The organism is Thermincola sp. GK-1 (genome assembly GCF_059412445.1).
Genome location: NZ_JBSQAT010000003.1, coordinates 215,253 through 240,531, shown reverse-complemented (window position 1 = coordinate 240,531; position 25,279 = coordinate 215,253). Strand labels below are relative to the sequence as shown.

Here is a 25,279-nt window from a genome sequence, read left to right as displayed (position 1 = left end):
AAGTTTCCGGCTTCTCCGGTCATTGAATTTCAAATGCTTTCTTTGTTATTTTCCTGTTTACTCTTTTCTCAATGTTTCCTCAGTGTTCTTCGTGCCCTCTGTGGTGATTTTTTTAAAACTACAAAGTACGCCGAGGAAAAAGAAGATTTTAGTGTAATAAATTCTCTGTGGTAAACGATTTCCGCCCGTAGCTTCGGAGCAACGATTGTTTCACTACTAAAGTGGTAATCAAAAAATACATTGAAATCAACAGCCACGGGTTACCGGGGTTACCGGTAATAAAGAAGCAGGAGGAGAACTGTGAGAGCAGTAGTTCAAAGGGTTACGCATGGAAAAGTAACGGTTAATTCGGAAGTTGTCGGCGCAATAGGCCAAGGTTTAGTAGTATTATTGGGTGTCGGTAATGGTGATACTGTAGAAGATGCCCGGTATATGGCTGACAAAATTGTTAACTTACGCATTTTTGAAGATGCCGGCGGCAAGATGAACCTGTCCCTGCTGGATATTGCGGGAGAGGTCCTGGCCGTTTCACAATTTACTTTATACGGAGACTGCAGAAAGGGCAGAAGGCCGGGGTTTGCGGAGGCCGCTCCACCAGCGGAAGCAGAAGAACTTTATTTAAAATTTGTAGATTTCGTTCAGGGTTATGGGGTTAAGGTAGAGCAGGGAAGGTTTAGAACCCATATGGTAGTTGATATCCAAAATGACGGTCCGGTAACCCTGCTGCTGGACAGTAAAAAGAATTTTTAAAAACATTGACCGGGCCGATTGGCCGGAGACCACTGATTAAGGAGGACACATATGAATATCAAAAGTATGGCCGTGGGGCCTATGGGGGCAAATTGTTATATCGTCAACTGCGAGGAGACAAAAGAGGCGGCTGTCATTGATCCCGGCGGAGATGCTGCGAAAATTATATCTTACCTCAACAATCAGGGTTTACAGTTAAAATATATCATTAACACTCATGGGCATATAGACCATATCGCTGCCAATGAGGAGTTAAAGGAAAAGACAGGCGCTGAACTGCTGATACATACGCAGGATGCGGCTATGCTGGAAAACCCCAATTTGAATCTTTCGGCTTTTATGGGTGTGCCTGTTAGACAGCAGCCGGCAGATCGTTTGTTGAATGAAGGTGACGAAATCGAGATAGGTAATGTAAAACTAAAGGTTATCCATACTCCTGGGCACACCAGGGGAGGTATCTGTCTCCTGGCCGGAGACGTAGTCTTTACCGGCGATACGCTTTTTGCCGGTTCCATTGGGAGAACCGATTTTCCCGGCGGTTCCTTTGACGAAATTATCAGGTCCATTAAGACCAAATTAATGACCCTACCCGACGATACGGAAGTGTACCCCGGGCATATGGGGAAATCCAGTATCGGGCAGGAGAAAAAGTATAATCCATTTCTTGCCTAATGCCCTTTTTGCATATTTTACGCAGAAAAATTATCAATAAACTTAATTTTCCTGCGTTAAATCCCCCTAAAATTGAACAGAATAGTCAATAGACCTAGCAGTTAAACAATTTACACGGCAATGATAATAGGGGGAAATAAGATGCAGAAAAAAAATTTGGTCCTGATTATTGGGGTTCTGGCTTTTGGATTTATTTTGGGGTTAAATGTTCGCTGGTTTGACCAAAAGGAGTTTATTAATGAAAACCGTTTTTCCCTGCCAAATTCGGTACAACGGAAACCTGAACCGGTTTCACCTACCCAAAGGGTGCCCGAGGGTTGGGGGTTTGTAAAATCCCGGGACGGTAAAACACCGGAAATAACTGTTCGCCAAAAACAGTTGATTAAAAAATACGGTGCCCTTTTTGTCGGCAATACCGGCAAAAAACAGGTTACTCTGACTTTCGACATGGGTTACGAAAAAGAAGGATTAACTCCTGCTATGCTGGATACTCTGAAAAAACATAATGTTAAAGCCAGTTTCTTTGTTACTGCTCACTGGCTGAGATCAAATCGGGAGTTGGCTAAAAGAATGGTGGCCGACGGCCATTTATTAGGCAATCATACCTGTTCCCACAAAAGCCTACCTACCCTCAGTGAAGAAAAAATAAAAGCCGAGATTCGCGGCTGGGAGAATGTGGCCAAAGAAGTAACAGGTAGCCTGCCAAAATATAAATACATGCGACCGCCGATGGGGGAATACAGTGAAAAAAGTCTCAGGGTAACTCAGGAACTAGGGTATACCACTGCTTTCTGGAGTATCGCTATGCGCGACTGGATGCCGATGGGAGGCGCCCATAAAGCTGTTGAGGGAGTGGTAAACTATCTGCACAATGGAGCAGTAGTTCTCCTCCATGGCAACTCCGAAGAGGTTGTCCAGGGGCTGGAACAAATTATTTTACAGACCAGGGCTAAGGGTTTTAAAATTGTTCCTATTTATGAAATAGATAAATAATGGTCTGTCTATGCTAGTCCCCTTATCTATAGTATAATAATTTAAAATAATTAGGTTTGCTTTATTACAGGGGAGAGGCTTATGTTGAGAAAAACATTGATTCTTACAATATTTTTCTGCTTCGTGTTTTTAATCGGATGTGGAAGCAGCCAGACTGCCAAAGATGTTGAGCAGGTTATCAACGATGCTTTTAAGGCCCGGGCGGAAGCTGTTTTTAAATATCAGGATAAACAGCCTTTGACAAAATATTTCAGTCCGGAAGCGCTGCAGCAGAGTAAAGGGTTGTTGGATTGGTCGCCAAAGGGACAGTGGGATAATGTCAAGGATTTAAAATATTCCTATTCCATAAGAATAGAAAACTTAAAGATCAGCGGTAAACAGGCCAGGGCGGAAGTATACGAAACTGCGGTGGTGTCATGGGATTATATAGATCCGGGCAGAGTAAAAGGCACCGATTTTGCGAAAGAAGATGCATGGGCCAACCGGCGCCATGACATAGTGGTAAACCAGGAACCCGACGGTCGTTGGGTTATTGTGCAAGATTTAATACGATAATGCTATAGGGCGCCTAAAAAGCGCCCTGTTTTGCTTGGGAGTTAAAATAACAGTTTTTTGGACAAACGGATTTTCATGGGTATGCATTAATGGTATAATGAAGTATCGAAAAATAAAAAAACACTGCAATAATTTGCAGTGCATGTTTTTTATGGCAGGGGAGACAGGACTCGAACCCGCAACCAACGGTTTTGGAGACCGCTACTCTACCAATTGAGCTACTCCCCTGTATCTTGTTGCATTAAATAGTATAACCAAAAAGATGGCATTCGTCAATAGAAAAACACTGACAAATCTTGGGGAGAAAACTGATGGCTGTTGATTTACACATTCATACCAGCGCTTCTGACGGAAATATCAGCCCTGCGGAGGTTATTGACCTGGCGGTGCAAGCAGGTCTAAGAACAATTGCTTTTGCCGACCATGAAAATACGGCCGGATATACTGCAGTGAAGGATATGGCAGAGGGTAAAGGACTGGAAATTATACCTGCCCTTGAGCTGCAGACCTGGCATAAAAACAAAGAAATCCATATTTTGGGATATTTTATTGATGTAAACGATATTAATTTTCAAAAACGCTTAACCGAACTGCGAATGGATAAAAACCGGTGTGCCATGGCCATGGTGGAAAAAATTCGCCGTTGTGGTTTTGACATAAAATGGGATGAAGTAGAAAGACTTAGTTGTTTTGGCGGGCCTATATCAAAAGGGCATATCATGCAGGTTTTAAAACTAAAGGGCTACATTAAAACCAGGGAAGATGCCGCTAGGATATTGGGATTATATTTTAACCAGGAAGGAAAAGCCTACAGTTGTTATAATTTCCCTTCTGCCGAGGCGGTAGATTTAATTAAATCAGCAAGGGGAATTCCTATCCTGGCTCATCCGGGGTTAATAGGAGACGATAATCTGGTATTGGATCTCATTAAAATGGGCATATCGGGTCTGGAAGTGTATTATAATTATTTTGGGCCCAACAAGAATAACTATATAGCCAAATATGAGAAAATGGCTTTAGACCATGGTCTGCTGATGACAGGCGGAAGCGATTACCATGGTACCATTACTCCGGTGGTTTTGGGCGAGACAGAAATACCCGATGCGGTAGTAGCATCATTAAAAGAAAGTAAGAAGCTTTTTTAAGTGTTTGTTAAAAAAGGTATATTTTGGTTGAAAAAGGTATATAGAATACAAAAAAGTACGAGAATTTTGTTTCTGTTGCAGGAATTTATATCATTATGTAGAAATCTTTTAAGTGCATCGTCTATTTTAGCCCGCCTTCACCTTAAATTATTAAGGTGTTTGCCTTAAGCCCGTCTTAAGGCATATTTTTTTTGCTGAATAGAAGTTATTGAAGTAAGTTACATTAAAAAAGTCGAAATTGGTAAAATCTGAAGGAAATAGGACTGTGTGGGGAGAATACCTTTTTCAAAGAGGTGGCGTTTTTGAATCCGATAAAAAAGATTGTTTTTGCCCTGAGTACTATTCTTTTAATTATTATTACAGGTACCATCGGGTTTATGTACCTTGAAGGGTACAATATACTTGATGCTATTGCTGTCACGATAGCAACCCTGACCACCAGTACGGTGGGTTTCGGAAATTTGGTACCACATACTGTTTCCGGTAAAATCTTGACATTGATGATTATAACACTGGGAGTTAGTTTAGTTGCTTATGTTTTTGGCAGTGTGGTAGGTATTATACTGGAAGGACAATTAAAAAACATAGTGGGGCGAACAAAAATGCTAAAAAAGATTAGTTCTCTGGAAAACCATATAATCGTTTGCGGGGCCGGGCGGGTAGGACAGCACGTTGTCAGTCGGTTGGTTAAGGAAGATGTCCCCTTTGTGGTAATTGACAAGAACCCGGAAATTATTGCCAAGTTAACGGCAGAGGGCATTTTGGCTATAGAAGGAGATGCTGCGGAAGACGAGGTATTGGAAAAAGTCGGGATCAAAAAAGCCAGGGGATTAATCACGGCTCTGCCCGGTGATGCAGATAATGTTTTTGTGTCATTGACCAGTAAAGAATTAAATCCGCACATTAAGGTTGTAGCCAGGGCGAATCATGTGGAATCTCAAAACAAGCTAATCAGAGCCGGGGCCGATAAAGTTATATCGCCGTCGGTTATAGGCGGCCGGAGAATGGCAATTTCCATGTTAAAACCGGTGAGCGTGGATTTTGTAGAAACCTTAATTCACCAGGGATTTGAGATAGAGATAGAAGAAATCGTACTTGGCAATAACTCGCCTCTTGCGGGCAAATGCCTGAAGGAATCGGGTATTAAACAAAAGACCGGCGCTATGGTGGTTGCCATCAAGCGCGGTGAAGACATTATCAACAATCCATCAGCCGACGATGTTATCATGGGGGGAGACTTATTAATAGTTTTGGGTACCAGAAGCCAGTTGGCGGAATTGGAAGCAATGGCTTCGCCGCGCTGAGAAGATTATCTTATTTAACAACAACATGGACAAAAAACATCGACAAAAAACTTTTTCAAACGAGTGGTTGAAAATGAAACTGGTTTGCTTTGGCGACAGCATTACATACGGATTTCCTTATGGCCCAGACGCTTCCTGGGTTAAATACACGGGTGAACATAGCGGTCTGGAAACTGTCAATGCCGGCGAAAATGGCGATACTTCGTTTGATCTGTTGCGCCGGGTGCAAAAAGATGTCATACTGGAAAACCCCCGCTATACTTTTATAATGATAGGAACTAATGACGCCGACCTGGGCTTGGACGTTACCGCATATGCACAAAATGTTGCTAAAATCGTAGAAATGCTTGAGGGAGCAAGCATTACCACGCTGATTGGCCTACCCATTCCTTCTGCTGATTCATATCTGGAAAAAAGACTGGCGCCCTACAGGAGTTTTCTTACTGGTTTCGCCTTGCAGAAAGGGTTGAGTTACCTGGATTTTAGCCCTGTTATGCTTGATAAAAATAATAGGTGCCGGACCGAGTATTACCTGGATGAGGTTCATCCCAGCGCAGACGGTTACCGTGCCATGGGAAAATTGGCCGTTGATTTTCTGAAAAAGGCCTTACGGTCGAGTAATGGAGAAATTACACCCTAAAAGAAGGATTTTTTACGTTTGTTGCTGAAATATATATAAAAAATACGATGCTGGATGGTGTTGTTGGGATGAAAAAATTAAATAACTATACGGAAACTGTGGTGGAACAGGTACTTAAAGAAATCCTGGCCGACAGGGATGATATCTGCAAGTGCGAAACTTGCCAGTTAGATATTATGGCCAAGGCTTTGAACAATCTGCCGCCGCAGTATTATGTTACCGACAGGGGCGAAGTCTTTTCCAAACTGCTGGCCTCTTACCTGGATACAAGAACAAAAGTGGTTACAGAAATTACGAAAGCCATCATGCAGGTTTCCCGACAACCACACCATGCTGCAAACGAAGTTGCTGATAAGTAAGAACAGAAATAGGATAGGCCTACATAAAATAATATAAGAGAGCGATTTTATTTGAGGGAGGGGTCAGGGTGGAAGTAAGGTGTATGATGTGCGGTAAAAAAGAAAGCATCGGCAAAGATCATGTTGAATATAATAAGTTATCCAAAAATCCGAAAGCTGTATATATCTGTACCCTCTGCATGGCTCGTACCTATCATGAAGCCAAAGAAGGCCAAAAACCCAATAAGCCAATGTAAGCCTTTGCGAATTCTTCTGTATGGTAAATTGACGAAATATTCAAAAATAACAGTTCGTCTAAAAGGGGGGAGAAGGTTGTTTACCAGTACACTTAGCGGATTGGTTTTTGGTGTCATTGTTACTTTTTTCTCACTTTTGGCTGTTTTGTTAATAGGGAGAGCGAATACAAAAAAGCTTAATTTTTAATTTTAAATATCCAACGCTTCGCTATAGAGCGAAGCTTTTTTTTGTGCATGTGATTTAAGAAATTAAAAATGGCAAAAACAATAAGTTGCAGCTTTTTACTCTTTTGGAATAATTAATACCTGACCTACATGCAGGGTATTTGGGTTGATTATTTTATTTTCCCGCATGATTTTATAAAAACTAAAGCCGGTACCATAGTACTTTTCGCTGATGGACCACAGGGAATCGCCTTTTTGTACAACATATGTGGCGCCGCCCTCCGGGGTAAAGGGTTTACCTGCAATGGAATCAGGTGGAACGGCAGACTCAGAAGGTATTTCGTGAGTAGACGATGAAGTGGTCCCTGGTTTTTCAGAAGATGCCTCGGAAGCTTTTTTATGGGTTAGTGTGGAGCTGTTGTCTGCTACCAGCAAAGATTTCCGGGACCCTGATTGACCTGCTTTCCTGGTTTCATCTGTGTTACTGGCGGTTATCCGGGGCCTTTCATCCTGAACAACATTATCTTCTCTTACTGGCTTTGTTAAGTCCCGGTACATGACGCTGAGCAAGCAGATGGTAAAAATAGCGGTAAAGGCTAAAATCTTTTTCAGGGCAAGTGGAATCCTACCCGGCCTGTCTTGTGGGATTGGTTTGTTTTCAATTGTATATGCAAGGTCATCGACGGCATTAATATGATTGTCAAAGGTTTCAGCGACGGGGCATTTAAGAAAGCCGGCGTTTTCATACCGGAAAGCATTGATGCTTTGCTGTGGCGTAGAAATTAGGAAGACCTGGTTAGGATCGGTAAAGAAACGCCGATGAATTTCTTTTTCTTTATCAGAAGGTGTTTCCTTTGTTGAGAATAGGTACCAACCTATTATTTTTTTGGCGGGGAAATCGGTGCTTTTTTGTTGGTACATATCTTTCCATAAGTTGGCCGAGAATTTCACTTCCTCAACAAAATCATGGGTTATTTTTGCTGCGATGAAATCTTCAGCACAAACTGTAACATACGCATCCTGCACAGAAATATTACCGATTAAAATTCCTCCCTGAACAATCGTTTTGTCTTTAGGGGGAGTTTGGAGAAAAGTCTTCACCTTGGGGGACAACTCTATTCGTATATCCATCGGTTCCACCTCATTGTCAATAAAGTGAAAAAGTTTTCCAATCTTAAATAACTTGTTCGAGCAAGTGCTTTTTTTTCCTGCTAAATAGATGCAAAGAGCACTATTTAATTAATAAGCAAACAGTGAATATGATTAATATGCTTTGTTATAAAGAAGGATAAAAAGACAATTTGTAGAAATATAAAACAGATGAAATTGTCAGGGGGGCAGTGATTATGTTAACGGTTACCCGGTTTCTTGTTGAGGAAAACGGACAAAGTTTGACCGAATATGCCCTGGTATTAAGCCTTATAGTTGTTACAGTTGCAGCAGTTTTATTGTCTTTCGGTTTTCGCATTTCCAATCTGTTCAGTAATGCTTCCGCCCAAATTAACCAGTAAAACCTTTATGAGCCGGATTCCTTTGGAACCCGGCTTATTTTTAATGTTAATGAAAGCAGATTTTATTTGGGGGCAGCTTAAATGTCAATTCAGTATGTTATTGACAGGCCATGCAGGTTAAAAGAGGAAATCCCTTTGAAAGAAATCTTTAAATTAAGAAAAATTAAATCAATTCTAGATGTAGTTGACCAGAGTACCTTTATGCCTGTAAGTGAAACAAAACGTTTTATTGTTGACCATTTAGAGGATGGAGTAATCAAAACAGAATCCATTACCGTTGCCGGCATGCGCGAGTACATACTTCCCCTGCTTAAGTACAAAAATTTCTGCAACAAGTGCCCAGTCAATATTTTCCAGCGCGAATGCGGATGCTGTGGGGAAATTCAATTTCCTGTTGAAAAAGAAGTGGAGTATGTTTTATACCATACAGTTCGGTTGGTTATCGAAAACCACTGGGAGGACGCCGCTGGTTATTTTATCAAAGAATTAGCTTGCAAAGTTATTAATACTCAGCAGATAAAACAAATGCGTAAATGTTATACGGAACCGGTAGGCAGCGGGCAGAGATACCCTGTCTATTTTGAGCTATCCGAAGGAATAGAATATTCCTGGGGCGGTAAATGGATTTTTTGCAAAAATAATTTATCGACCGATGATATATTTCAATATGCCTTTTTTTCGGGAACATTGGGAGACCGGTCTCTGGTTATGCTGGCTTCTTTTTTCTCTTTATTTTACGATGTGGCCAAAATGGAACTGGATGATTTACGCCTGAAAGATAAAATAATGGCCAACCGTTTCTATAATGCTGTTTATGAGTTCCAGGATTATGCTGCTGCTTTGACCAAGGCTGCCAAAAACAACTACACCTTTACAGTGGTTTGTGAATACTCGCCAAATGGGGAACAACAATTTTGACCGCTGCGGAACAACGATTGTTTCACCACTGCAGTGCTATAACGAAAAAGAACGAGGGATAACCTCGTTCTTTTTTTGTGCAAATCCTGTTCTGGCAAGTAAACTATGAGCAATTAAAGCTGGTTGGTAGTGGGCGCCGGAGCAGATGGAGGATTGCCATAGTAACCACATCCGGCTCCGCCGCAGCCGTAGCCTCCACAGCCACCTCCGCCGAAACCTCTAGCACCTCTGCCTCTGCCCATGCCAAGGCCAGGTACATAACCGCTTTCAATACGGGCGTTATGGTTTTGTTCCATCCATTGAATGCGGGCGTCAGCGTCTTCTTTGGTGATTTTGCCCATATCTACGTATTTTTGCAGCAACTCTTTCCTCAATTCCAGCATCTTATCCAGGATCGGTTTAACCTGCTCGACCTGCTCTTTGGTCAGGGCTCCCGGGTAAGTGGAGGTGGCGGGAGCAGGCGTGGTGTCGGCAAATGCCACCGGAACTATCATAGCTACTAAGAGTACGGCTGCAACAGCGATAAGCATTTTTCTGGCTGTCATCTTTGTCACCACCTTTCATGGGCTCAAGTTTTATTTCTGATTTGAGTATAACTCTTTAATTTGACAAATCTAGGACACAAATGTGAACTTATTGTGAACAAATGAAGTTTTTTTATTTTTCCCGGTTGAATCTGATATAATTTAATCAGACAAACTTTTGGAGGTGTAGGTATGAGCAAAATACTCGTTGCTGATGACGACCCGAACGTCATTGAGCTGTTAAAGATATACCTGCAAAAGGAAGGATACGAGGTATTTTTTGCTGAGAATGGCAGGGAGGCCGTGGATAAAGCCAACAGCACAAAACCTGATCTGATTGTATTAGATTTGATGATGCCGGAAATAGATGGGCTGGAAGTATGCCGGCAAATAAGGATGCATTCCAGAGTACCAATTATTATGCTGACGGCCAAGGACGAAGATATGGATAAAATCCTTGGTCTGGAAATGGGAGCCGATGATTATATAACGAAGCCCTTTAACCCAAGGGAAGTGGTAGCAAGAATCAAGGCTGTTTTGCGCAGGGTAAGCGATATTTCCACAGATTCCGGAAAACAGCAGGTACTGAAATATAACGGCCTGGAAATAAACATTATGGATTTTACCGTCAAACTCCAAGGCCGGGAGATTCCTTTTACCCCTAAGGAACTTGAGTTACTATGGTTGCTGGCCAGCAATCCCGGCCGGGTGTATACAAGGGAGCAACTGTTGGAAAAAGTGTGGGGCTATGACTATTTTGGTGACAGCAGGACAGTAGATACTCACATAAAAAGAATCAGAAAAAAAATTGGTTCCGCTGAAGAAAGCACATCTTTTGATATTAAGACCGTTTGGGGCGTGGGGTATAAATTTGAGGTGAGTTAAAGTGAGCAAGACTTTATTTAAAAAACTGATGGTTACTCACCTGGTGGTAATATTAATAAGTATTGCCGTATTGGGCGTGTTTTTGTCGCAGTTGATGAAAAACTATTTCCTGAATATGAAGGAGGACGAACTGACTACCAAGGGACAGGAAATCAGCAGTATTACCGCCCAATACCTGAAAGGAGAACTGGATGAGGATACAACCAGGTATATAATCAACAGCCTGGAACGATTTGTTGACGCCCGTGTATGGGTGGTTGACAAGAACGGACTTATCCGCATGGTTTCCCGGGGAAGCCAGTGTGGTCGGGGCCGGATGATGATGCGGCAGGGTTTTCAACTTCCACCCGAGGAAACAAACCGGGTACTTAACGGTGAAACGGTAAAACAGGTCGGGGAGTCCCCACATTTCACCGAGCCCATGGTATCTGTAGCTGTGCCTATTGTTGACCGTGCGGCCGGCAGGCATGAGGTTATCGGGGCTGTTTTTTTACATGCCCCGGTAACGGGAGTTACAGTCACTTTGCAAAAGGTCTATACTTTTCTTATTATCGCGACACTGGTAGCCGTTATATTGGCCGGGTTACTGGCCGTTTATCTGTCCAAGGCCATTTCCAATCCTTTACATCAAATAACGGCTGCTGCCCTGGCCATGGCCAAGGGCGACTACCAGACGCGCGTCAAAGTGCAGTCCAGTGATGAAGTGGGGGAACTGGCTGCATCTTTCAACTACATGGGTGACAAGCTTTCCGAAACCATAGATGCCCTACACCAGGAAAAAAGCAAAATAGAATCCCTCATCATGTCATTGGGGGAAGGTGTTATTGCCACAGACAGGACGGGAACTGTGGTACGTGTCAACACCATGGCCAGAAAACTGATGCAGTTTGCCGAGGACCCCATTGGCCGGAATATAAAGGAATGTTGTTCCGGTGGGGTCGCCGAAATTATTCAAAAGGTATTGGAAGAGGGAATCGGTAAATCGGCCACCTTAAAAAAAGAGAATATTACTGTCCTGGCCCTGGCTTCTCCTATCAAGGACAGTCGGGAAAATATTTCCGGCACCGTTTGCGTTCTGCAGGATATCAGTGAAGCCGAGAAACTTGAACAGATGCGTAAGGACTTTGTCAGTGATGTTTCCCATGAATTAAGAACTCCGTTAACTGCCATCCGGGGCTACAACGAAGCGTTGTCGGACGGTACTGTTGAAGATCCGGAAATCCGCCAAAAGTATCATAATATAATAAGGGAAGAGACCCAGCGGCTGGAGAGGTTAATTCACGATTTACTGGATTTAAGCCGCCTGCAATCGGGGAAAATATCCCTTGAACTGGAACCTCTTGATGTAGGAGCAGTTATTAGGAGCACCGTTGAAAAACTGGAGCCGCAGATTAATATCAAAGGCATTGCCGTGGAGCTGGATATTCCGCAGAATATCCCCTATATCATGGGTAATGAGGACCGGCTTGTTCAATTATTGATAATTCTTCTGGATAATGCTGTGCGTTATACCGACGCGGGTGGAAAGATTTTCGTTTCCGTAGGCGATGTGGGCCTCAAAGGTGTAGAAATAGCCATCACCGATACAGGCAAGGGGATACCCAAGGAAGATATCCCTTTCATCTGGGAGCGGTTCTATAAAGTGGATAAATCACGTACGCGGACAGGGGCCGGCACGGGCTTGGGCTTAGCCATAGCCAGGCAGATTGTGGAACTGCATCACGGGACTATCGAGGTAGAAAGTGAATTGGGCAGGGGGACCACGTTTAAAATAGTGTTTCCCCTGGCTGAATCATGATTTGTATTAATACAGCGCCAGTCAAATTAAAAAGCAATCAGAAAGGCAGGAGGGCGTATTATTCCGGAGCAGGACTAAAATTGTCCTCCGGCCCGCGGTCCAAATAGTGGGAGCGGTTGCCGGAGGGGATTTCGTCCTTGGGCGGAAGTAATATGCCCTCCTTTTTTTAATTCGCTATATTACATAGCTTTCTTCATTGTTTTTGCGTTTTTCATATACTCGGTCATCTTCGGCGCCAGTTTGGGAGCTACCTGCGGCAGCATAGCCGGCATTATTTTCTCCATTACCTTAGGCAGCATAGTCGGGAGCTTTTCTTCCATCTGAACCGGCATATGCGGAATATACTGTTTCATCAATTCAAGCACTTTTGGCATAAGTTTTGGCATCATTTGCGGCAGTAGCATGGGCATCAGGGTAGGAATCATTTTTTCCATCATGGCCAGGGCCGGGCCTTGTACGGGGCCGGGCAGGGATTCCATACCCTTCATCATCGGTTGCATGGAAGAAGGCATTGCCGCCATGATTTCCGGCATCATATCGGCCATCATATCCACTATGCCATCGACGGTCATTATTTCCAGGGCTTTTTCGAAGACGCTCCACATGTACAGGGTGTATTCTGAACTGTCCTGGTATTCGTATCCCAAAGCCTCCAGGATGAAGTCGGTGAAATCAAGAATCGGCATGTCTTTGCCGGCATGTTTTGCGGAAGCACGCAGTTGTACTTCACAGCACGGACAGGTAGCTATCATGGCATTAGCTTTTACATCAACAGCTTCCTGTACCCGCATATCGCCAAGCTTATCTGCTACTGGCGGCGCGGCAATCCTAGTCAACACACTGCCGCAGCACAAAGCATCTTCACGGTGATGCTCCATTTCAACGAATTCAACGCCGGGAATTGATTTCAACACATTCCGTGGAGCGTCATAGATGCCGCTATGGCGTCCGATATGACAGGAATCGTGCCAGGTCAGCCGTTTATTGACCGGCTTTTTAAATTTCAGTTTACCCTCTTTAATCAGTTCTTCCGTTTTTTCAGAGATGTGTTTTAGTTTAAATTCATAGGGGTAACCGAGCTTTTTCGCCCAAATGGGATACTGGTGGGCAAAGGCCATATAACAGCCGGGGCAGGAAATAACAATTTCTTTGACCCCGCGTTTGAGCAATCCTTCAATGTTATTTCTGAAGATAAACTCAAAGGTGTCCAGTTTACCAGCCACCAGCATTGGCGTTCCGCAGCAGCCCTCGTCTTTGCCCAGAGTGGTAAATTCCACGCCGGCTTCTTTAAGGATTCTGGCAGCGCCTACCGCCGTATTTGTGGTAACCAGGGAGGCGGTGCAACCGGCCCAGTAAGCTATTTCAGCCTTATCCTTGATTTCGATATCTTTCGGTATCCACGCATCCCTTTCATTTCTCCGGCCGGCCCAGATGTTCAGGTCACTTTCCACGCTGGCAGCCATCATTTCAAAACCGTTATAGGTGGAGAAGCCCATGTCGTTAACCAGCATAGGCCTGAAGGCATCCCAAAGTTCCATAATGGGCAGGTTAACCTGACAAACAGGGTTGCAGCGTTTACAGGTAGTACACATAAGGAACATATCCACTGTTTTTTGGTCCAACTGTAGGTTTCCTTTCAGATATTCTCTCAGGATATACCACTTGCCCCGTGGTGTTGAGCTTTCCCAGCCAAAGCCCATGTTCAAGGTACAGGTATCCACACAGTACCCACACTGGGCGCAGGCAAAGGAAGCGCGCGCCATAACTTCGGCTAAACGTTTTTTTACTTTGGGTTTATCGCTTAAAAACTTTTCCGCAATGTTCAATAACGGTTCGGTGGCCCTGGCTGCTTTCATGGCAGTCCTCAGAAGAACGGGGTTGCCTGTGGAGGAAAGAACCTTACCGGGGTTAAAGATATTATCAGGGTCAACGGCTTTTTTATATGCTGACATTTTTTCGAATACATCTTTACCCAGGGCTTCTTCCGCTTCATCGGTAAAGTATAAACCGGTGGAGTAAGTGCGACCTCCGTGAGCCTTGGCAATCTCCATCATAACAAGAGATTTCGCAAAACCGATGTTGTAAGCGGCGGTCCTTTCATCACCGGTCAGGAAGGCTAACAGGGTAACGCTGTCTTTTTTTACCAGACTACCTTCGATGGAAATGCCTTCAAGTTTTTTACCCGCTTCCTCCACCACATCGGCGATGGTATCTAAAGGAATGATAGCCTCACTCGGTATCAGGGACGGGCCCAGGTTTTTCACGCGCATGGTATAGAAGCGCTCAGACCATTCATGTTGGGCTACCTTATCCGGCAGTATTTCTCCGCCTGAACTGTTAAGAATGGAAACAAGCTTGTCAGCTACCATGCTTTCTCGGGAACCAGGGTAGACGACCATAAGCAGGTGTTTGCCGTGTGGTGGGTGAGTAATTTCCCTGTTGTTTTCTGCATGAACGCCTTCAATGTTATATTGGGAGGCAGTTTCCACCGCATCGACTTTATTCTTAATGAAATCGGCTGTGGTAAAGCTGATATGCCACACAGGGAGGGAAGCCGCCGTAATTTCTTTAATGGTTGCCACTAACCGGCGGAAATCATCGAAGGCGGCGAGAATAAGTTTTTCTTCCGACAAGTCACGGACAGGGAGAGTAACTTCGACGATAAATCCGGTGATGCCCTCGGCCTGGTTAATTAGCACAATTTCCTCGCCTTTAAATGTTTTTACCTCGCCGGAAGGGATGACCACTTTGGCTTCGACAATGTTATCACCGATAAATCCGTACTCGAAGCTGCCTATACCGGAGCCGCCCTGCGCAAGCCAGCCACCAACAGTGGCGCCGGGGGCGCTGGAAGGATAGAGCCTGAGGGAAAGGCCTTCTTTTTGCAGCTCTTGCTCAAGTTTTTCCCAGATTACGCCAGGTTGCACAGTAACGGTTTTCTTTTCCTTATTTATACCAAGAACCTTATTCATCCTGGTGAAGGCCACAACAATACCGCCCTTAATCGGGATAACTCCGCCGTAGCCGCTGGTAGCAGCGCCGCGGGGAACTAAAGGAATCTTCTTTTCCCGGGCGTAGCGAACCAACTCCACAATTTCTTCAGTTGAAACAGGTTGTACAACGGCATCGGCAGTTTTCAGGACCATTTTTTCGACTGCTGCGGGTAGGTTAGCCACGTCGTGGGAATAGAGCGTCCTTTCTACAAGATCGAAAGATACTCTTCCGGGAAAAATTTTTTCCAGCCTGCTTTTCATGAGAAAGACCTCCTTAAGTATGATCAAATATAACAATAAAAATTTATATACCATTACCCCCTTGGGGTATTTCTATTATAATGCAAATACAAAAAATATGCAACACTTTTAGAAAGGAAGATTTTATTCCCTTGACTTGATAAATAAAGTAAAAAAGAAATAAATACCAAAAATATTACTGTTAAGAAAAATTTGGTCCTGTTTTTAAGGAGAAGAGGAATAAGATGAAAAATGTCGAAAATAAGTCACTAATCAGTATAACAGTAGATTTGCTTTGGAGGGGTTTGATTGAAACAGACCAAGTTATTCAGCGCTATTGTTTTTCTTCTGGAGCTAGGTACTATGCTCTATTTTATTCCACTGTTGATTTACCTCGCTGAGTTCAGTTTCGGTATTCCGGCGATAGGTTTTCTGGTTGGTGTTTTAGCCATTGTTCACTATTATATTTACAGGTGGTATCATAACAGGGGTTCTTTGGTTTATTTCGGCTTATCCATCACCGGCGGCGCCCTTGCCGCAGCTCTGACCATGTTTTTTGACTTGTTTAAGAAGGTGTTTTTCCCGGCAATTTACCTCTCCGAGTACAGCCATATATTTTTGCCAAAGATCACTGTGACCGATGTTTCAGCAGTGTATTACTACTTCGTCTTTTTGACTGGCATTGTTTATGTGGCGGTTTTACGGATTATCCTTACGAAAATATGCGGGCTTTTGGGCGTGGAAAATTGCCCGATTAAAAAAATATGTGGTTCTGACCGCCAGGGCATTTAATACGCAAAGTTTAAGGAGAAATTTACGGAATTCGCAAATAAAGCGACGAATATCTGTCCCGGTTTGAATAACTTTCACCTTTCTACAAAAAATATTGGTTGGAAGGTGAATTGGATGGAGGATCGATTAATAGCAGGGGGAGTTGCCGGACTCGCCGGGTCTCTGGTAATGGTCGGGCTGGATTACCTGGTGAATTTGATCCCAGGTGTATCGACAAATCTGTTACTTGCTGCTTCTGCCATAGTTTCAACAGATGTTGAACTGGGCACTGTAACGGGAAATGTAACAGGGTTTATCATACATTTGATTTGTGGCTCCATCCTGGGAGTGATATTTATTTTTTTGTTGGAAATCACGAAATACCGTTTTGTCTTGCTGAAGGGATTTTTATTTGGTATTGGTGCATGGTTTATAGTATGTGGTATGATTGCCAGGTTGTTAAACCTACCCATCAAGGACAAGTTTATTGATAATCTTTTTATGCTGCTTATCCATATATCTTTTGGCCTGACCACTGCCTTTGTTATAAAAAATTACGTTAAATACAGTGTGCGGGAAACTGAATAAGTTTTCAAAAAATTTTTTAAATATCTTGCAGGACTTGATTATTTGTTGTAGAATTAAATACGTAAAGGGTAAAGTTCTTAGCACATGTTGCATTGATATGATTGCCAGGAAGGCAATTTTGCATGGGTGAAGAACAGACATTGTTGATACTGAACAGGAGGCCATGAAGGTCATTACCGGATGAACCGGTTAGATACTTTCGTGGCTTTTTTATTTATTAATCAACGGAGGTGTAGTTATTATGCATATTCCAGACGGGTTTCTGGATACCAAAACATGGCTAAGCGCTTATGCTATAAGCGGTGGCAGTCTTCTCTACTCGGTAAAAAAAGTCAAGGAAACTTTAAATGAACGGATGGTACCGAAAATGGGTGTTATGGCTGCGTTTATCTTTGCTGCCCAGATGGTCAATTTTCCTGTTGCGGGTGGAACATCAGGCCATTTAATCGGGGCGGCGCTGGCGGCTATTACTCTGGGACCTTGGGCAGCTACCCTGATAATGAGCGCAGTTCTGATTGTGCAATGTTTCTTTTTCCTGGACGGCGGAGTGACGGCACTGGGTGCCAATATTCTGCTGATGGGTATTGTAGCGCCCTGGGTGGCATATGGCCTTTACAGAATTATTGCCGGCGGCGCGCCGACAAAAACAAGGTTTTTAATTGCTTCTTTTGTGGCTTCGTGGGCTTCGACATTTGTTGCTTCTCTGGTGTGTACTGTCCTGCTGGCTCTTTCAGGAACCATACCCATGCAGGTCGGCTTGCCGGCTATGGCCGGGTGGCATGCGCTGATAGGTATAGGAGAAGGTATAATAACTACCGTTGTTTTGGGATACCTGACTCAGGTTAAAGCTGAGATAGTAAGCCAGACTGAAAGTGTGTGAGGTGAAAAGTTATGTCTAAGAAAATAATTATTGCCTTGTTGTTTGCTCTGGCGGTTGCTGCTTTTCTTTCACCTTTTGCTTCTTCCCATCCCGACGGTCTGGAAAGAGTGGCGGAAGACAAAGGTTTTTTGCATAAAGCTGAGGGGAAAGAAGTTATTCAGTCGCCGATGCCCGATTACACAGTGCCCTGGATAAGAAATGAAAAGATTTCAGGCAGCGCTGCCGGCGTTATCGGTACAATTTTGACTTTTGGCTTAATGTATGGGGTAGCTAAACTGGCAACCACAAGGAAGTTAAAAAATTCGAAAATAGAATAAAACAAGGGTAGGGAGGCCCTGGATGAAAATTGCTGTTATTGACGGACAAGGCGGGGGAATAGGCAGGGTATTAGTGGAAAAAATTCGCAAGGCCTTTGGCGATAAGGTTGAAATATGGGCTTTCGGTACCAATTCGGCTGCAACGGCGCTGATGTTGAAGGCAGGCGCCGACGAAGGCGCTACAGGTGAAAATGCCATCGTTAACAGCATGGGCAAAGTAGATATTATAGTCGGCACTGTGGCCATACTGGCGGCCAATTCAATGATGGGTGAACTTACCCCGGCTATGGCAGCCGCTGTGGCCAACAGCAGTGCGGCTAAAGTATTGCTTCCTATTAACAGAGGGCGCATTACAATTGTCGGCGCAAAAACCGAACCCCTGCCCCATATGGCAGATTGTTTGGTCAAACAACTGCAGTCAATCATTGAAAAGGAGGTATGACCAATGTGTGAAGCCAATGCATATATAAGAACCAGGGATAATGAAGAATTGCTCTTATCTTCTGTAGACAAAGTGATACCCAACGGGGATGAGCTGCTGCTGGAAAATATTTTCGGTCAACGGAAGATAATTAAGGGAAAGATTGTGGAAATGGCTCTGGTTGATCACAAAATAATTATTGAGAAAACCGAACAGTAAGATGGCAAGATAATTGCTGTGAAAAAATTATAGGAATGTGGAAGGATGGCCATGAAGGTTGTCTTGCGGAAAAGAAGCCGCACAGGCACTTTATGGTCATTTTGTTTTTGTCACAGATTTTCCGGTTTCCTTGGCAGGACCGGAATTAACCTCCTTAATAATATATTGTTTTTTTATACCTCCTTTCGATTGGCAGGGAGGATGCTGGCAGTTCTCCCTGCCGGGGATCTTTTTTCATTTATTCAAAAAGAAATGGTTCAGAAATTTCTAAAATATTTTTTTAATCAAGAAGGAATTTGTAGAATTAAATAGAATAGGTATAAAAGGAATAAGGTATCAAGAAGATACCGTGTGATATTTAAAGTGACTGGTTACAAAAAGACAGCTTCAAAAGTCAGGATTTCAGGCCATGAAGGTCTTGCCCGAAAGGAATGGGCAGGTTTTCATGGCTTTTGTTTTGAAGGGGGAATGTTTAAGGCGGAAGGGAGCTGACTTTTTTGACAAAAGGAAAAGAGTATTTCGATAATATTGCGGTGTCCTGGGATGAAAAATTTAAGCCGGATGTGAATAAAGGAGTAAAAAACGTTTAGAAACCAATTGTTGAAAGGAGCGGGTTTAAATGTGCAGAGAATTAACCCCATGGGAAAAGTGTGTGGAATTTCACGGGCATATCTGCCCCGGACTGGCGCTGGGTTTTAAGGCGGCGGTCATAGCTCTTAACGAACTTGGTGTTGCCAGGGCTGCCGATGAGGAATTGGTAACAATTGTGGAAAACGATGCCTGCGGCGTTGATGCCATCCAGGTTTTAACGGGCTGCACCATCGGCAAAGGGAACCTGATCTACCGGGATTATGGCAAACAGGTTTATACCTTTGGCAACAGGAAAACCGGCGAGGCGGTGCGGGTTTCTGTGAAACCCGATGTCATGGGACGCGACCCCGAGCACCGGAAATTGATGGACCTGGTCATGAAAGGCGAAGCAACTGATGAGGAATGTGACTGTTTTAAGAAAAAGCACGTGGAGAGGTCGCAAAAAATCCTGGAACTATCTGCCGAGGAGTTCTGCAAGGTGGAGAAGGTTAAACTCGACTTTCCCAAGAAAGCGCGCATATTTGACACAATCATTTGTGCTGAGTGTGGTGAAGGAGCCATGGAACCCCGCGTGCGGGTCAAAGACGGCAAGATGGTATGCCTGGAATGTGCGGGAGAAGAATACAGCAGAGGTTGGTAAAGGAGGTTCACAAAGTATCAATGTGCAGGTTATTGAGAAAAAAACTGTTTTTGCTGATTTCTTTTATCATGATTAGCAGTATTATCTTTACCGGTTGCGGCAAAACAGCATCAACTGAAAAAGCGCAGACGGAAGGCATGCAAAGTGTCAGTTCACAGGACAAAATACCTGTCTACACTGTAGCTGACCCTACCGGAGACTGGGGCTATCCCACTCCTTACAGCCATTACCAGCGGGGTCCAGGGTATGTAAGGATGAGTTTTATCTTTGATACCCTTGTATGGAAAGACGAGAAGGGTTTCATACCGGCTCTGGCCAAAAAATGGGAATATATCGAAGGAGAAAATGCCTATTATTTTGAGCTTAATGAAAAGGCGAAGTGGCATGATGGGCAGAAATTTACCGCCAGGGATGTTGCTTTCACCTTTGATTATACCAGGGAACACCCTTATAACTGGGTTGATACCACCAAGATAGCCAGGGTTGAAATCATTGACGACTACAAGGTGAAGGTGTACCTCAAAGAAAAATATGCCCCTTTCCTGAATAATGTGGCCGGAACGCTGCCTATATTGCCGGAGCATATCTGGAAACAGGTCGAAAAACCTGAAGAGTTTCAAGGGCCCGAGGCGGTAATAGGTACCGGACCTTTTAAACTGGCCGATTACAATAAAGAACAGGGGACTTACCTGTACGAGGCCAACCGGGACTATTATTTGGGCAGTCCGCGAGTGGAAAAACTTAAATTTGTTAAAGTCAGCAATGAAATGGCGGCAGTTGCTTTGGAGAGAGGAGAGGTTAATTTTGCCCAGATTCCGCCGGACTTGAAAGAAGAGGTAGTCAATAAAGGGCTGTCGGTAATAAAGACACAATACGATTGGGCCCTGAAACTGTTATTTAACCATCAGAAGGAACCTTTTTCGGCCAGGGAATTCCGGCAGGCTCTGGCTTATGCCATTGACCGTGAACAGTTGGTCAAAACAACTAAGAGAGGGTATGCCCTGGCGGGTAAACCGGGACTCCTTTCCCCTGATTCGGAATGGTACAACCCCAATGTACAAAGGTATGATTACAACCCGGAAAAAGCCAAGGAGATTTTAAGCGGGCTTGGATATAAACTGAAAAACGGTTATTTCGTCAAAAACGGTCAGGATTTGACTGTCGAGCTTCTTATCAGTCCGGATTATGAAAGAGACGGGCAGTTTATCAAGCAACAGTTGGAAAAAGTGGGAATCAAGGTTAATCTGAAAAGTCTGGAAGCCAAAACTCTTGACTCCATGGTGCAGGACTGGAAATTTGATATGGCCCTGTCCGGGCACGGAGGACTGGGGGGCGACGCCGAGATTTTAAATAAGGTGACCATAGGCAAAGGGGTTACCAGTATAAGATATACCGGCAGCAAGGTTTTAACCGGTCTGCTGAAGGAACAGGTGGCAACGATGAATCCCGACGAACGCAGGGCAAAAGTGGAAAAAATCCAGGAGCTTTATGCGGAGGAAATGCCTGGTCTAACCCTGTATTATCCCGATTGGTACTACGGCCATGACGGGAAAATGAAAATTTTTAACACAAAGAAAGGTATCGGTGCTGGGGTGCCCCTGCCCCTGAATAAATGGGCTTTTGTGCGCCGGTAGCCGCCGGGTACAGGTAACGGTCGGCCAGTAAAACGCGGAGGGGAAAATGTTTAAGTTAAAAGATGTGGTCAACTATTTGGTTGCTTTTTTGATCATTCTGTCGTTAAATTTCCTTCTTCCCCGGTTGATGCCGGGAGACCCTTTAACAGCTATTTACGGAGAGGAGGCCATGATTCAGATGACCCCGGAGTTGAAGGCGCGGCTGGTCGAGCGGTTTTCCCTCGACCGGCCCCTCGCGGGGCAATTTGGAACATATTTGTTGTCGCTGTTAAAAGGTGATCTGGGCTATTCGTATTTTTATAATGCTCCGGTAAACAAAGTTATTTTGGGGGCGCTTCCCTGGACATTCCTTTTGGTAGGAACCGCAATAAGCATTTCAACAATTATCGGTACCCTGCTGGGGATAGAATCGGGCTGGCGGCGCGGTCAAAAAATTGACCGGGCCATGCTTGCCGGAACCATGTTTTTGGACGGTTTACCCGATTTTTTTCTCGGGATGGTTTTTTTGATTCTGTTCGGGGTGGTTTGGGAAGTTTTCCCCCTTAATGGGGCCATGACTCCCTATGCCGGTTATGCGGGTATAACTCTTGTAGTCGATGTATTAAAACACCTTGTATTGCCTGCCGTTTCACTGACTCTGGTAAACTTGACCGGTTCTTATCTCCTGGCCCGAAACAGTATGGTAACCACCCTTGGTGAGGCTTTTATCCTTACCGCCAGGGCCAAAGGCTTAAATGATCAGGTGGTAAGATACCGGCATGCCGGAAGAAATTCCCTGCTGCCGGTAATTACCCATACGGGTATGCAGGTCGGCAGGATGCTGACCGGGGCTCTGTTTATCGAAACGGTTTTTTCCTACCCTGGGTTGGGGCTCTTGATTCAAAAAGCACTGCAAACCAGGGATTATCCCCTTTTGCAGGGAGTTTTCCTTGTGGTAACAGTTTTTGTCTTAACAGCCAATTTTTCTGTTGATATTTTATATAAAAAGATTGACCCGAGGTTAAGACATGCACGTTAAATACTGGCAGGAGATTAAATCCAACAAATTAGGCCGGCTTGGTCTGATTTTATTGACGCTGATAGTCGGCGCCGCTGTTTTTGCGCCTGTACTTTCTTCCTTTAACCCTACAGAACAGACAACGGCTTCTTTCCGGCCTCCATCCAGGGAACACTGGCTGGGCACCAATGACGTCGGGCAGGACATTTTTGCGGGGCTGTTATATGGCGCCCGAACTTCCCTGCTGGTAGCCGTTACCGTAGCTTTTTTCTCTACGGCCATAAGTAGTGTTGTCGGGGCGACGGCGGGGTTTCTGGGCGGGTTTTACGAAAAAGTGGCAATGCGGGTGGTAGATGCCCTGCTGGTAATTCCCCCAATGCTAGTGGTTATCATAATAGCCGCTTATATCCAGCCAAGCTTGTGGTGCCTGATACTGTTGCTATCATTGCTTACCTGGCCCGGCGGCGCCAGGATTATCAGGTCCCAGACCCTGGTTTTAAAAGAAAAAGCCCATGTCCGGGCTGCCCGAACTTTTGGAGCCGGGCCGTTGTATATATTAAGACGCCATATTATTCCTGACCTCGGCCCTATACTTGTGGCCAACCTGGTTCAGGGAGCGCGGCGGGCCGTTTTTATGGAGGCCGGGCTTTCCTTCTTGGGGGTAACGGACCCTACAACCGTAAGTTGGGGGAAAATGCTGTATCATGCGTTAAAATACGTTTATCTTGATGTGTGGCAGTGGTGGCTTATGCCGGTAGGTGTATCCCTGTCGGCGACTGTTATGGCTTTTACATTTATCGGTTATGCCCTGGAAGAAGCCATGGACCCGAGGTTGAGGAGGGGAAGGCATGCTTGAAATCAGAAATTTATCGGTAAGTTTTGGCCAGACCAGGATTTTGAAAGACATCAACATGACCCTGACCAGGGGTGAATGCCTTGCCCTGATAGGGGAATCAGGCACAGGAAAAACCACTTTGGGCCGCAGCATTATCGGTCTCGGCGATGGGGAATGTACCGGTGAAATACTTTACCGGGGCCGTAACCTGCTGGGGTTGACTGAGAGGGAAATGTCTGAAATCAGGTGGAATCAGATTGCCATGGTCTTTCAAAACGTGGAAAATGCCCTGAACCCTTTGTACACTATTCTTGATCAGGTTATGGAGCCCATGGTGGAACACGGTTTGTATACCAGCCCGGAAGCAAAAATAAGAGCCGGGGAGTTATTAAGAAGGGTCGGGATTTCCCCTGATTTTCATTCCTTCTACCCGCACCAGTTAAGCGGTGGACAGAAGCAACGCGCGCTTATTGCCATGGCTCTGGCTAATGACCCGGAACTGCTGATCATGGATGAGCCCACTTCCGCGCTGGACCCTATTACGAAGGCAGAGATTATTAAACTGTTGCAGCAAATTGGCCGGCAGCACACGATGCTGGTGATTACCCATGATTTTTCCACGGCAGCCACACTGGCCCAAAAAACTGCTGTTTTATATGGGGGCAGAATAGTGGAACTGGGTCCCACGGGCCTAATCCTGTCCAGCCCTAAACACCCGTATACCAGAGGACTGTTGCGCGCCTATCCGAATATGACCACTACCAAGGACTTGCAGGGTATTCCCGGCCGGCTTTCACGGCCGAACAGGGGTTGCCCCTTTGCGCCGCGGTGCACCCAGAGTATGCCCGCATGCAGTCAGACATGCCCTGAGTTAATAGAAAACGGCGGGCGTATGGTGGCCTGTCATTTGGGGGGAATAGTTCCGCTGCTGGAAGTAAAAAATGTAGGTAAGTCTTTTGGCCGTCTGCGCGCAGTGGAAAAAATAAATCTTACCCTGTATGAGGGGGAAACGGTAGCCCTTGTCGGCGAAAGCGGATCGGGAAAAACGACGTTGGCCCGGATTATAACAGGCAGCAGTGAACCGTCAGAGGGGCTAATTTTTTTAAACGGCCGGCCGGTTGAGCGCCGCGGTAAAGATTTTTACCGGCAGGTACAGATGATTTACCAGAACCCCGCCGAATCCATAAGTCACCGGCAAACGGTCCTGGAAGCTGTGAGTGAACCGTTGGAGATACATGAAGTAGGTGACCGAATGGAGCGCAGGGAAAAGGTAAAACGCGTGCTGGAAGAAGTGGAGTTACCCGCTACGGAGGAGTTCCTGCTGACCTACCCGCACCACTTAAGCGGCGGCGAAGCTCAGCGGGTGGCTATTGCCAGGGCATTGATACTGGCTCCCAAATTACTCATAGCCGATGAGCCAACTTCGGCCCTGGATCCCAGTGTCCAGGCCAAGATACTGAAACTGCTCCTTAATCTCCAGGAAAAAAAGGGGCTAAGTTTGCTGTTTATTACCCATGATATTGCCCTGGCCCGGAAGGTGAGCGACCGGATTATTGTTCTCAGGGAGGGCAGGGTCGTGGAAGAAGGGCCTTCCCACCGTGTCACTTCTATGCCCAAACACCCGTATACCAGGAGCCTGTTGGCAGCCGCTCCCTCATTGGATGTTAAGGGAATGGTTTGCTTTGCAGTATAATGTTG

27 protein-coding genes and 1 tRNA gene are annotated in these 25,279 nt (G+C 44.9%); 24 read left to right on the top strand and 4 right to left on the bottom strand.

Going from position 1 to position 25,279, the window contains the following annotated elements:
- Positions 1–300: 300 nt before the first annotated feature.
- The 4 genes from dtd to ACSNJE_RS04460 all read left to right on the top strand — a co-directional run bounded on the left by dtd (position 301) and on the right by ACSNJE_RS04460 (position 2,970).
- The gene (gene dtd, locus ACSNJE_RS04475; RefSeq protein WP_474773337.1) at positions 301–750 is read left to right on the top strand and encodes a D-aminoacyl-tRNA deacylase; all 450 of its coding nucleotides are present in this window, start codon (positions 301–303) and stop codon (positions 748–750) included.
- Between the two features lie 51 nt (positions 751–801).
- Complete coding sequence (locus tag ACSNJE_RS04470) at positions 802–1,422, top strand: MBL fold metallo-hydrolase (protein ID WP_474773336.1); 621 nt, start codon at positions 802–804, stop codon at positions 1,420–1,422.
- A gap of 141 nt (positions 1,423–1,563) precedes the next feature.
- Positions 1,564–2,415 carry a delta-lactam-biosynthetic de-N-acetylase gene (locus ACSNJE_RS04465; RefSeq protein WP_013120092.1) on the top strand — a complete coding sequence of 284 codons (852 nt, stop codon included), beginning with the start codon at positions 1,564–1,566 and terminating at the stop codon, positions 2,413–2,415.
- 81 nt (positions 2,416–2,496) lie between these two features.
- Positions 2,497–2,970 carry a hypothetical protein gene (locus tag ACSNJE_RS04460; protein ID WP_052216460.1) on the top strand — a complete coding sequence of 158 codons (474 nt, stop codon included), beginning with the start codon at positions 2,497–2,499 and terminating at the stop codon, positions 2,968–2,970.
- Between the two features lie 152 nt (positions 2,971–3,122).
- Here the strand turns inward: ACSNJE_RS04460 and ACSNJE_RS04455 are convergent.
- A tRNA-Trp gene (locus ACSNJE_RS04455) sits at positions 3,123–3,198 on the bottom strand.
- An 83-nt stretch (positions 3,199–3,281) separates the two neighbouring features.
- Here ACSNJE_RS04455 and ACSNJE_RS04450 point away from each other — a divergent pair.
- The 5 genes from ACSNJE_RS04450 (at position 3,282) to ACSNJE_RS04430 (ending at position 6,654) form a co-directional block, all read left to right on the top strand.
- Positions 3,282–4,115, top strand: coding sequence for a PHP domain-containing protein (locus ACSNJE_RS04450; protein ID WP_495252086.1), 834 nt, complete (start codon positions 3,282–3,284; stop codon positions 4,113–4,115).
- Positions 4,116–4,417: 302 nt separating this feature from the next.
- A complete protein-coding gene (locus ACSNJE_RS04445) occupies positions 4,418–5,419 on the top strand; it encodes a potassium channel family protein (RefSeq protein ID WP_474773334.1) in 1,002 nt (333 codons plus the stop codon).
- Positions 5,420–5,492: 73 nt separating this feature from the next.
- Positions 5,493–6,059 carry a GDSL-type esterase/lipase family protein gene (locus tag ACSNJE_RS04440; RefSeq protein WP_474773333.1) on the top strand — a complete coding sequence of 189 codons (567 nt, stop codon included), beginning with the start codon at positions 5,493–5,495 and terminating at the stop codon, positions 6,057–6,059.
- 68 nt (positions 6,060–6,127) lie between these two features.
- Positions 6,128–6,418, top strand: coding sequence for a late competence development ComFB family protein (locus ACSNJE_RS04435; protein ID WP_052216465.1), 291 nt, complete (start codon positions 6,128–6,130; stop codon positions 6,416–6,418).
- Between the two features lie 68 nt (positions 6,419–6,486).
- The gene (locus ACSNJE_RS04430) at positions 6,487–6,654 is read left to right on the top strand and encodes a DUF2197 domain-containing protein (RefSeq protein ID WP_013120098.1); all 168 of its coding nucleotides are present in this window, start codon (positions 6,487–6,489) and stop codon (positions 6,652–6,654) included.
- 282 nt (positions 6,655–6,936) lie between these two features.
- On the opposite strand, the gene ACSNJE_RS04425 is transcribed toward ACSNJE_RS04430, so the two are convergent.
- Positions 6,937–7,950 (bottom strand): LysM peptidoglycan-binding domain-containing protein, encoded by a 1,014-nt coding sequence (locus ACSNJE_RS04425; RefSeq protein ID WP_495252085.1) that lies wholly within the window; start codon positions 7,948–7,950, stop codon positions 6,937–6,939.
- 215 nt (positions 7,951–8,165) lie between these two features.
- On the opposite strand from ACSNJE_RS04425, the gene ACSNJE_RS04420 reads away from it, so the two are divergent.
- Both ACSNJE_RS04420 and ACSNJE_RS04415 read left to right on the top strand, forming a co-directional pair.
- Positions 8,166–8,330, top strand: a complete 165-nt coding sequence (locus tag ACSNJE_RS04420) for a Flp family type IVb pilin (protein ID WP_152908933.1) — start codon at positions 8,166–8,168, stop codon at positions 8,328–8,330.
- Positions 8,331–8,411: 81 nt separating this feature from the next.
- Entirely contained in the window at positions 8,412–9,248 is an 837-nt protein-coding gene (locus tag ACSNJE_RS04415; RefSeq protein ID WP_495252084.1) for a hypothetical protein, read from the top strand.
- 113 nt (positions 9,249–9,361) lie between these two features.
- Here ACSNJE_RS04415 and ACSNJE_RS04410 read toward each other — a convergent pair whose 3' ends face one another.
- On the bottom strand, positions 9,362–9,793 hold the full coding sequence (locus ACSNJE_RS04410) for a YckD family protein (RefSeq protein WP_495252083.1): 432 nt from the start codon (positions 9,791–9,793) through the stop codon (positions 9,362–9,364).
- A 171-nt stretch (positions 9,794–9,964) separates the two neighbouring features.
- Between ACSNJE_RS04410 and ACSNJE_RS04405 the strand changes: the two genes are divergently transcribed.
- On the top strand, positions 9,965–10,657 hold the full coding sequence (locus ACSNJE_RS04405; protein ID WP_013120103.1) for a response regulator transcription factor: 693 nt from the start codon (positions 9,965–9,967) through the stop codon (positions 10,655–10,657).
- A 1-nt stretch (position 10,658) separates the two neighbouring features.
- Positions 10,659–12,455: an ATP-binding protein gene (locus ACSNJE_RS04400; RefSeq protein ID WP_013120104.1), complete on the top strand. Its 1,797-nt coding sequence runs from the start codon at positions 10,659–10,661 to the stop codon at positions 12,453–12,455.
- 179 nt (positions 12,456–12,634) lie between these two features.
- On the opposite strand, the gene ACSNJE_RS04395 is transcribed toward ACSNJE_RS04400, so the two are convergent.
- A complete protein-coding gene (locus ACSNJE_RS04395) occupies positions 12,635–15,709 on the bottom strand; it encodes an FAD-binding protein (protein WP_495252082.1) in 3,075 nt (1,024 codons plus the stop codon).
- A 288-nt stretch (positions 15,710–15,997) separates the two neighbouring features.
- On the opposite strand from ACSNJE_RS04395, the gene ACSNJE_RS04390 reads away from it, so the two are divergent.
- The 11 genes from ACSNJE_RS04390 to ACSNJE_RS04340 all read left to right on the top strand — a co-directional run bounded on the left by ACSNJE_RS04390 (position 15,998) and on the right by ACSNJE_RS04340 (position 25,274).
- Positions 15,998–16,480 (top strand): hypothetical protein, encoded by a 483-nt coding sequence (locus tag ACSNJE_RS04390; RefSeq protein ID WP_052216471.1) that lies wholly within the window; start codon positions 15,998–16,000, stop codon positions 16,478–16,480.
- A gap of 114 nt (positions 16,481–16,594) precedes the next feature.
- Positions 16,595–17,047: a hypothetical protein gene (locus ACSNJE_RS04385; protein WP_052216472.1), complete on the top strand. Its 453-nt coding sequence runs from the start codon at positions 16,595–16,597 to the stop codon at positions 17,045–17,047.
- A 241-nt stretch (positions 17,048–17,288) separates the two neighbouring features.
- Positions 17,289–17,927, top strand: a complete 639-nt coding sequence (locus tag ACSNJE_RS04380) for an energy-coupling factor ABC transporter permease (RefSeq protein WP_013120108.1) — start codon at positions 17,289–17,291, stop codon at positions 17,925–17,927.
- Between the two features lie 11 nt (positions 17,928–17,938).
- Positions 17,939–18,244, top strand: coding sequence for a PDGLE domain-containing protein (locus ACSNJE_RS04375; protein ID WP_013120109.1), 306 nt, complete (start codon positions 17,939–17,941; stop codon positions 18,242–18,244).
- A gap of 22 nt (positions 18,245–18,266) precedes the next feature.
- Positions 18,267–18,686, top strand: coding sequence for a DUF3842 family protein (locus ACSNJE_RS04370; protein WP_495252081.1), 420 nt, complete (start codon positions 18,267–18,269; stop codon positions 18,684–18,686).
- 3 nt (positions 18,687–18,689) lie between these two features.
- Positions 18,690–18,884 (top strand): CooT family nickel-binding protein, encoded by a 195-nt coding sequence (locus ACSNJE_RS04365; RefSeq protein ID WP_013120111.1) that lies wholly within the window; start codon positions 18,690–18,692, stop codon positions 18,882–18,884.
- 619 nt (positions 18,885–19,503) lie between these two features.
- Positions 19,504–20,115, top strand: a complete 612-nt coding sequence (locus tag ACSNJE_RS04360; RefSeq protein ID WP_495252080.1) for an FmdE family protein — start codon at positions 19,504–19,506, stop codon at positions 20,113–20,115.
- Between the two features lie 20 nt (positions 20,116–20,135).
- A complete protein-coding gene (locus ACSNJE_RS04355) occupies positions 20,136–21,749 on the top strand; it encodes an ABC transporter substrate-binding protein (protein WP_495252079.1) in 1,614 nt (537 codons plus the stop codon).
- Between the two features lie 46 nt (positions 21,750–21,795).
- Positions 21,796–22,767 carry an ABC transporter permease gene (locus tag ACSNJE_RS04350; RefSeq protein WP_495252078.1) on the top strand — a complete coding sequence of 324 codons (972 nt, stop codon included), beginning with the start codon at positions 21,796–21,798 and terminating at the stop codon, positions 22,765–22,767.
- A complete protein-coding gene (locus ACSNJE_RS04345) occupies positions 22,757–23,602 on the top strand; it encodes an ABC transporter permease (RefSeq protein WP_495252077.1) in 846 nt (281 codons plus the stop codon). The genes ACSNJE_RS04350 and ACSNJE_RS04345 overlap by 11 nt, the downstream gene beginning before the upstream one ends.
- Positions 23,595–25,274 (top strand): ABC transporter ATP-binding protein, encoded by a 1,680-nt coding sequence (locus ACSNJE_RS04340; protein WP_474773314.1) that lies wholly within the window; start codon positions 23,595–23,597, stop codon positions 25,272–25,274. Before ACSNJE_RS04345 ends, ACSNJE_RS04340 begins: the two co-directional genes overlap by 8 nt.
- Positions 25,275–25,279 lie beyond the last annotated feature (5 nt).

Excerpts from the sequence above, each read along its gene's own strand:
- ACSNJE_RS04465 (WP_013120092.1), top strand. The coding sequence starts at position 1,564 with ATGCAGAAAAAAAATTTGGTCCTGATTATTGGGGTTCTGGCTTTTGGA.
- ACSNJE_RS04460 (WP_052216460.1), top strand. The coding sequence starts at position 2,497 with ATGTTGAGAAAAACATTGATTCTTACAATATTTTTCTGCTTCGTGTTT.
- ACSNJE_RS04425 (WP_495252085.1), bottom strand. The coding sequence starts at position 7,950 with ATGGATATACGAATAGAGTTGTCCCCCAAGGTGAAGACTTTTCTCCAA.
- ACSNJE_RS04375 (WP_013120109.1), top strand. The coding sequence starts at position 17,939 with ATGTCTAAGAAAATAATTATTGCCTTGTTGTTTGCTCTGGCGGTTGCT.
- ACSNJE_RS04350 (WP_495252078.1), top strand. The coding sequence starts at position 21,796 with ATGTTTAAGTTAAAAGATGTGGTCAACTATTTGGTTGCTTTTTTGATC.
- ACSNJE_RS04360 (WP_495252080.1), top strand. The coding sequence starts at position 19,504 with ATGTGCAGAGAATTAACCCCATGGGAAAAGTGTGTGGAATTTCACGGG.
- ACSNJE_RS04395 (WP_495252082.1), bottom strand. The coding sequence starts at position 15,709 with ATGAAAAGCAGGCTGGAAAAAATTTTTCCCGGAAGAGTATCTTTCGAT.
- ACSNJE_RS04420 (WP_152908933.1), top strand. The coding sequence starts at position 8,166 with ATGTTAACGGTTACCCGGTTTCTTGTTGAGGAAAACGGACAAAGTTTG.
- ACSNJE_RS04385 (WP_052216472.1), top strand. The coding sequence starts at position 16,595 with ATGGAGGATCGATTAATAGCAGGGGGAGTTGCCGGACTCGCCGGGTCT.
- ACSNJE_RS04470 (WP_474773336.1), top strand. The coding sequence starts at position 802 with ATGAATATCAAAAGTATGGCCGTGGGGCCTATGGGGGCAAATTGTTAT.
- ACSNJE_RS04340 (WP_474773314.1), top strand. The coding sequence starts at position 23,595 with ATGCTTGAAATCAGAAATTTATCGGTAAGTTTTGGCCAGACCAGGATT.
- ACSNJE_RS04405 (WP_013120103.1), top strand. The coding sequence starts at position 9,965 with ATGAGCAAAATACTCGTTGCTGATGACGACCCGAACGTCATTGAGCTG.
- ACSNJE_RS04450 (WP_495252086.1), top strand. The coding sequence starts at position 3,282 with ATGGCTGTTGATTTACACATTCATACCAGCGCTTCTGACGGAAATATC.
- ACSNJE_RS04370 (WP_495252081.1), top strand. The coding sequence starts at position 18,267 with ATGAAAATTGCTGTTATTGACGGACAAGGCGGGGGAATAGGCAGGGTA.
- ACSNJE_RS04345 (WP_495252077.1), top strand. The coding sequence starts at position 22,757 with ATGCACGTTAAATACTGGCAGGAGATTAAATCCAACAAATTAGGCCGG.
- ACSNJE_RS04380 (WP_013120108.1), top strand. The coding sequence starts at position 17,289 with ATGCATATTCCAGACGGGTTTCTGGATACCAAAACATGGCTAAGCGCT.
- ACSNJE_RS04415 (WP_495252084.1), top strand. The coding sequence starts at position 8,412 with ATGTCAATTCAGTATGTTATTGACAGGCCATGCAGGTTAAAAGAGGAA.
- ACSNJE_RS04365 (WP_013120111.1), top strand. The coding sequence starts at position 18,690 with ATGTGTGAAGCCAATGCATATATAAGAACCAGGGATAATGAAGAATTG.
- ACSNJE_RS04440 (WP_474773333.1), top strand. The coding sequence starts at position 5,493 with ATGAAACTGGTTTGCTTTGGCGACAGCATTACATACGGATTTCCTTAT.
- ACSNJE_RS04355 (WP_495252079.1), top strand. The coding sequence starts at position 20,136 with ATGTGCAGGTTATTGAGAAAAAAACTGTTTTTGCTGATTTCTTTTATC.
- ACSNJE_RS04410 (WP_495252083.1), bottom strand. The coding sequence starts at position 9,793 with ATGACAGCCAGAAAAATGCTTATCGCTGTTGCAGCCGTACTCTTAGTA.
- ACSNJE_RS04435 (WP_052216465.1), top strand. The coding sequence starts at position 6,128 with ATGAAAAAATTAAATAACTATACGGAAACTGTGGTGGAACAGGTACTT.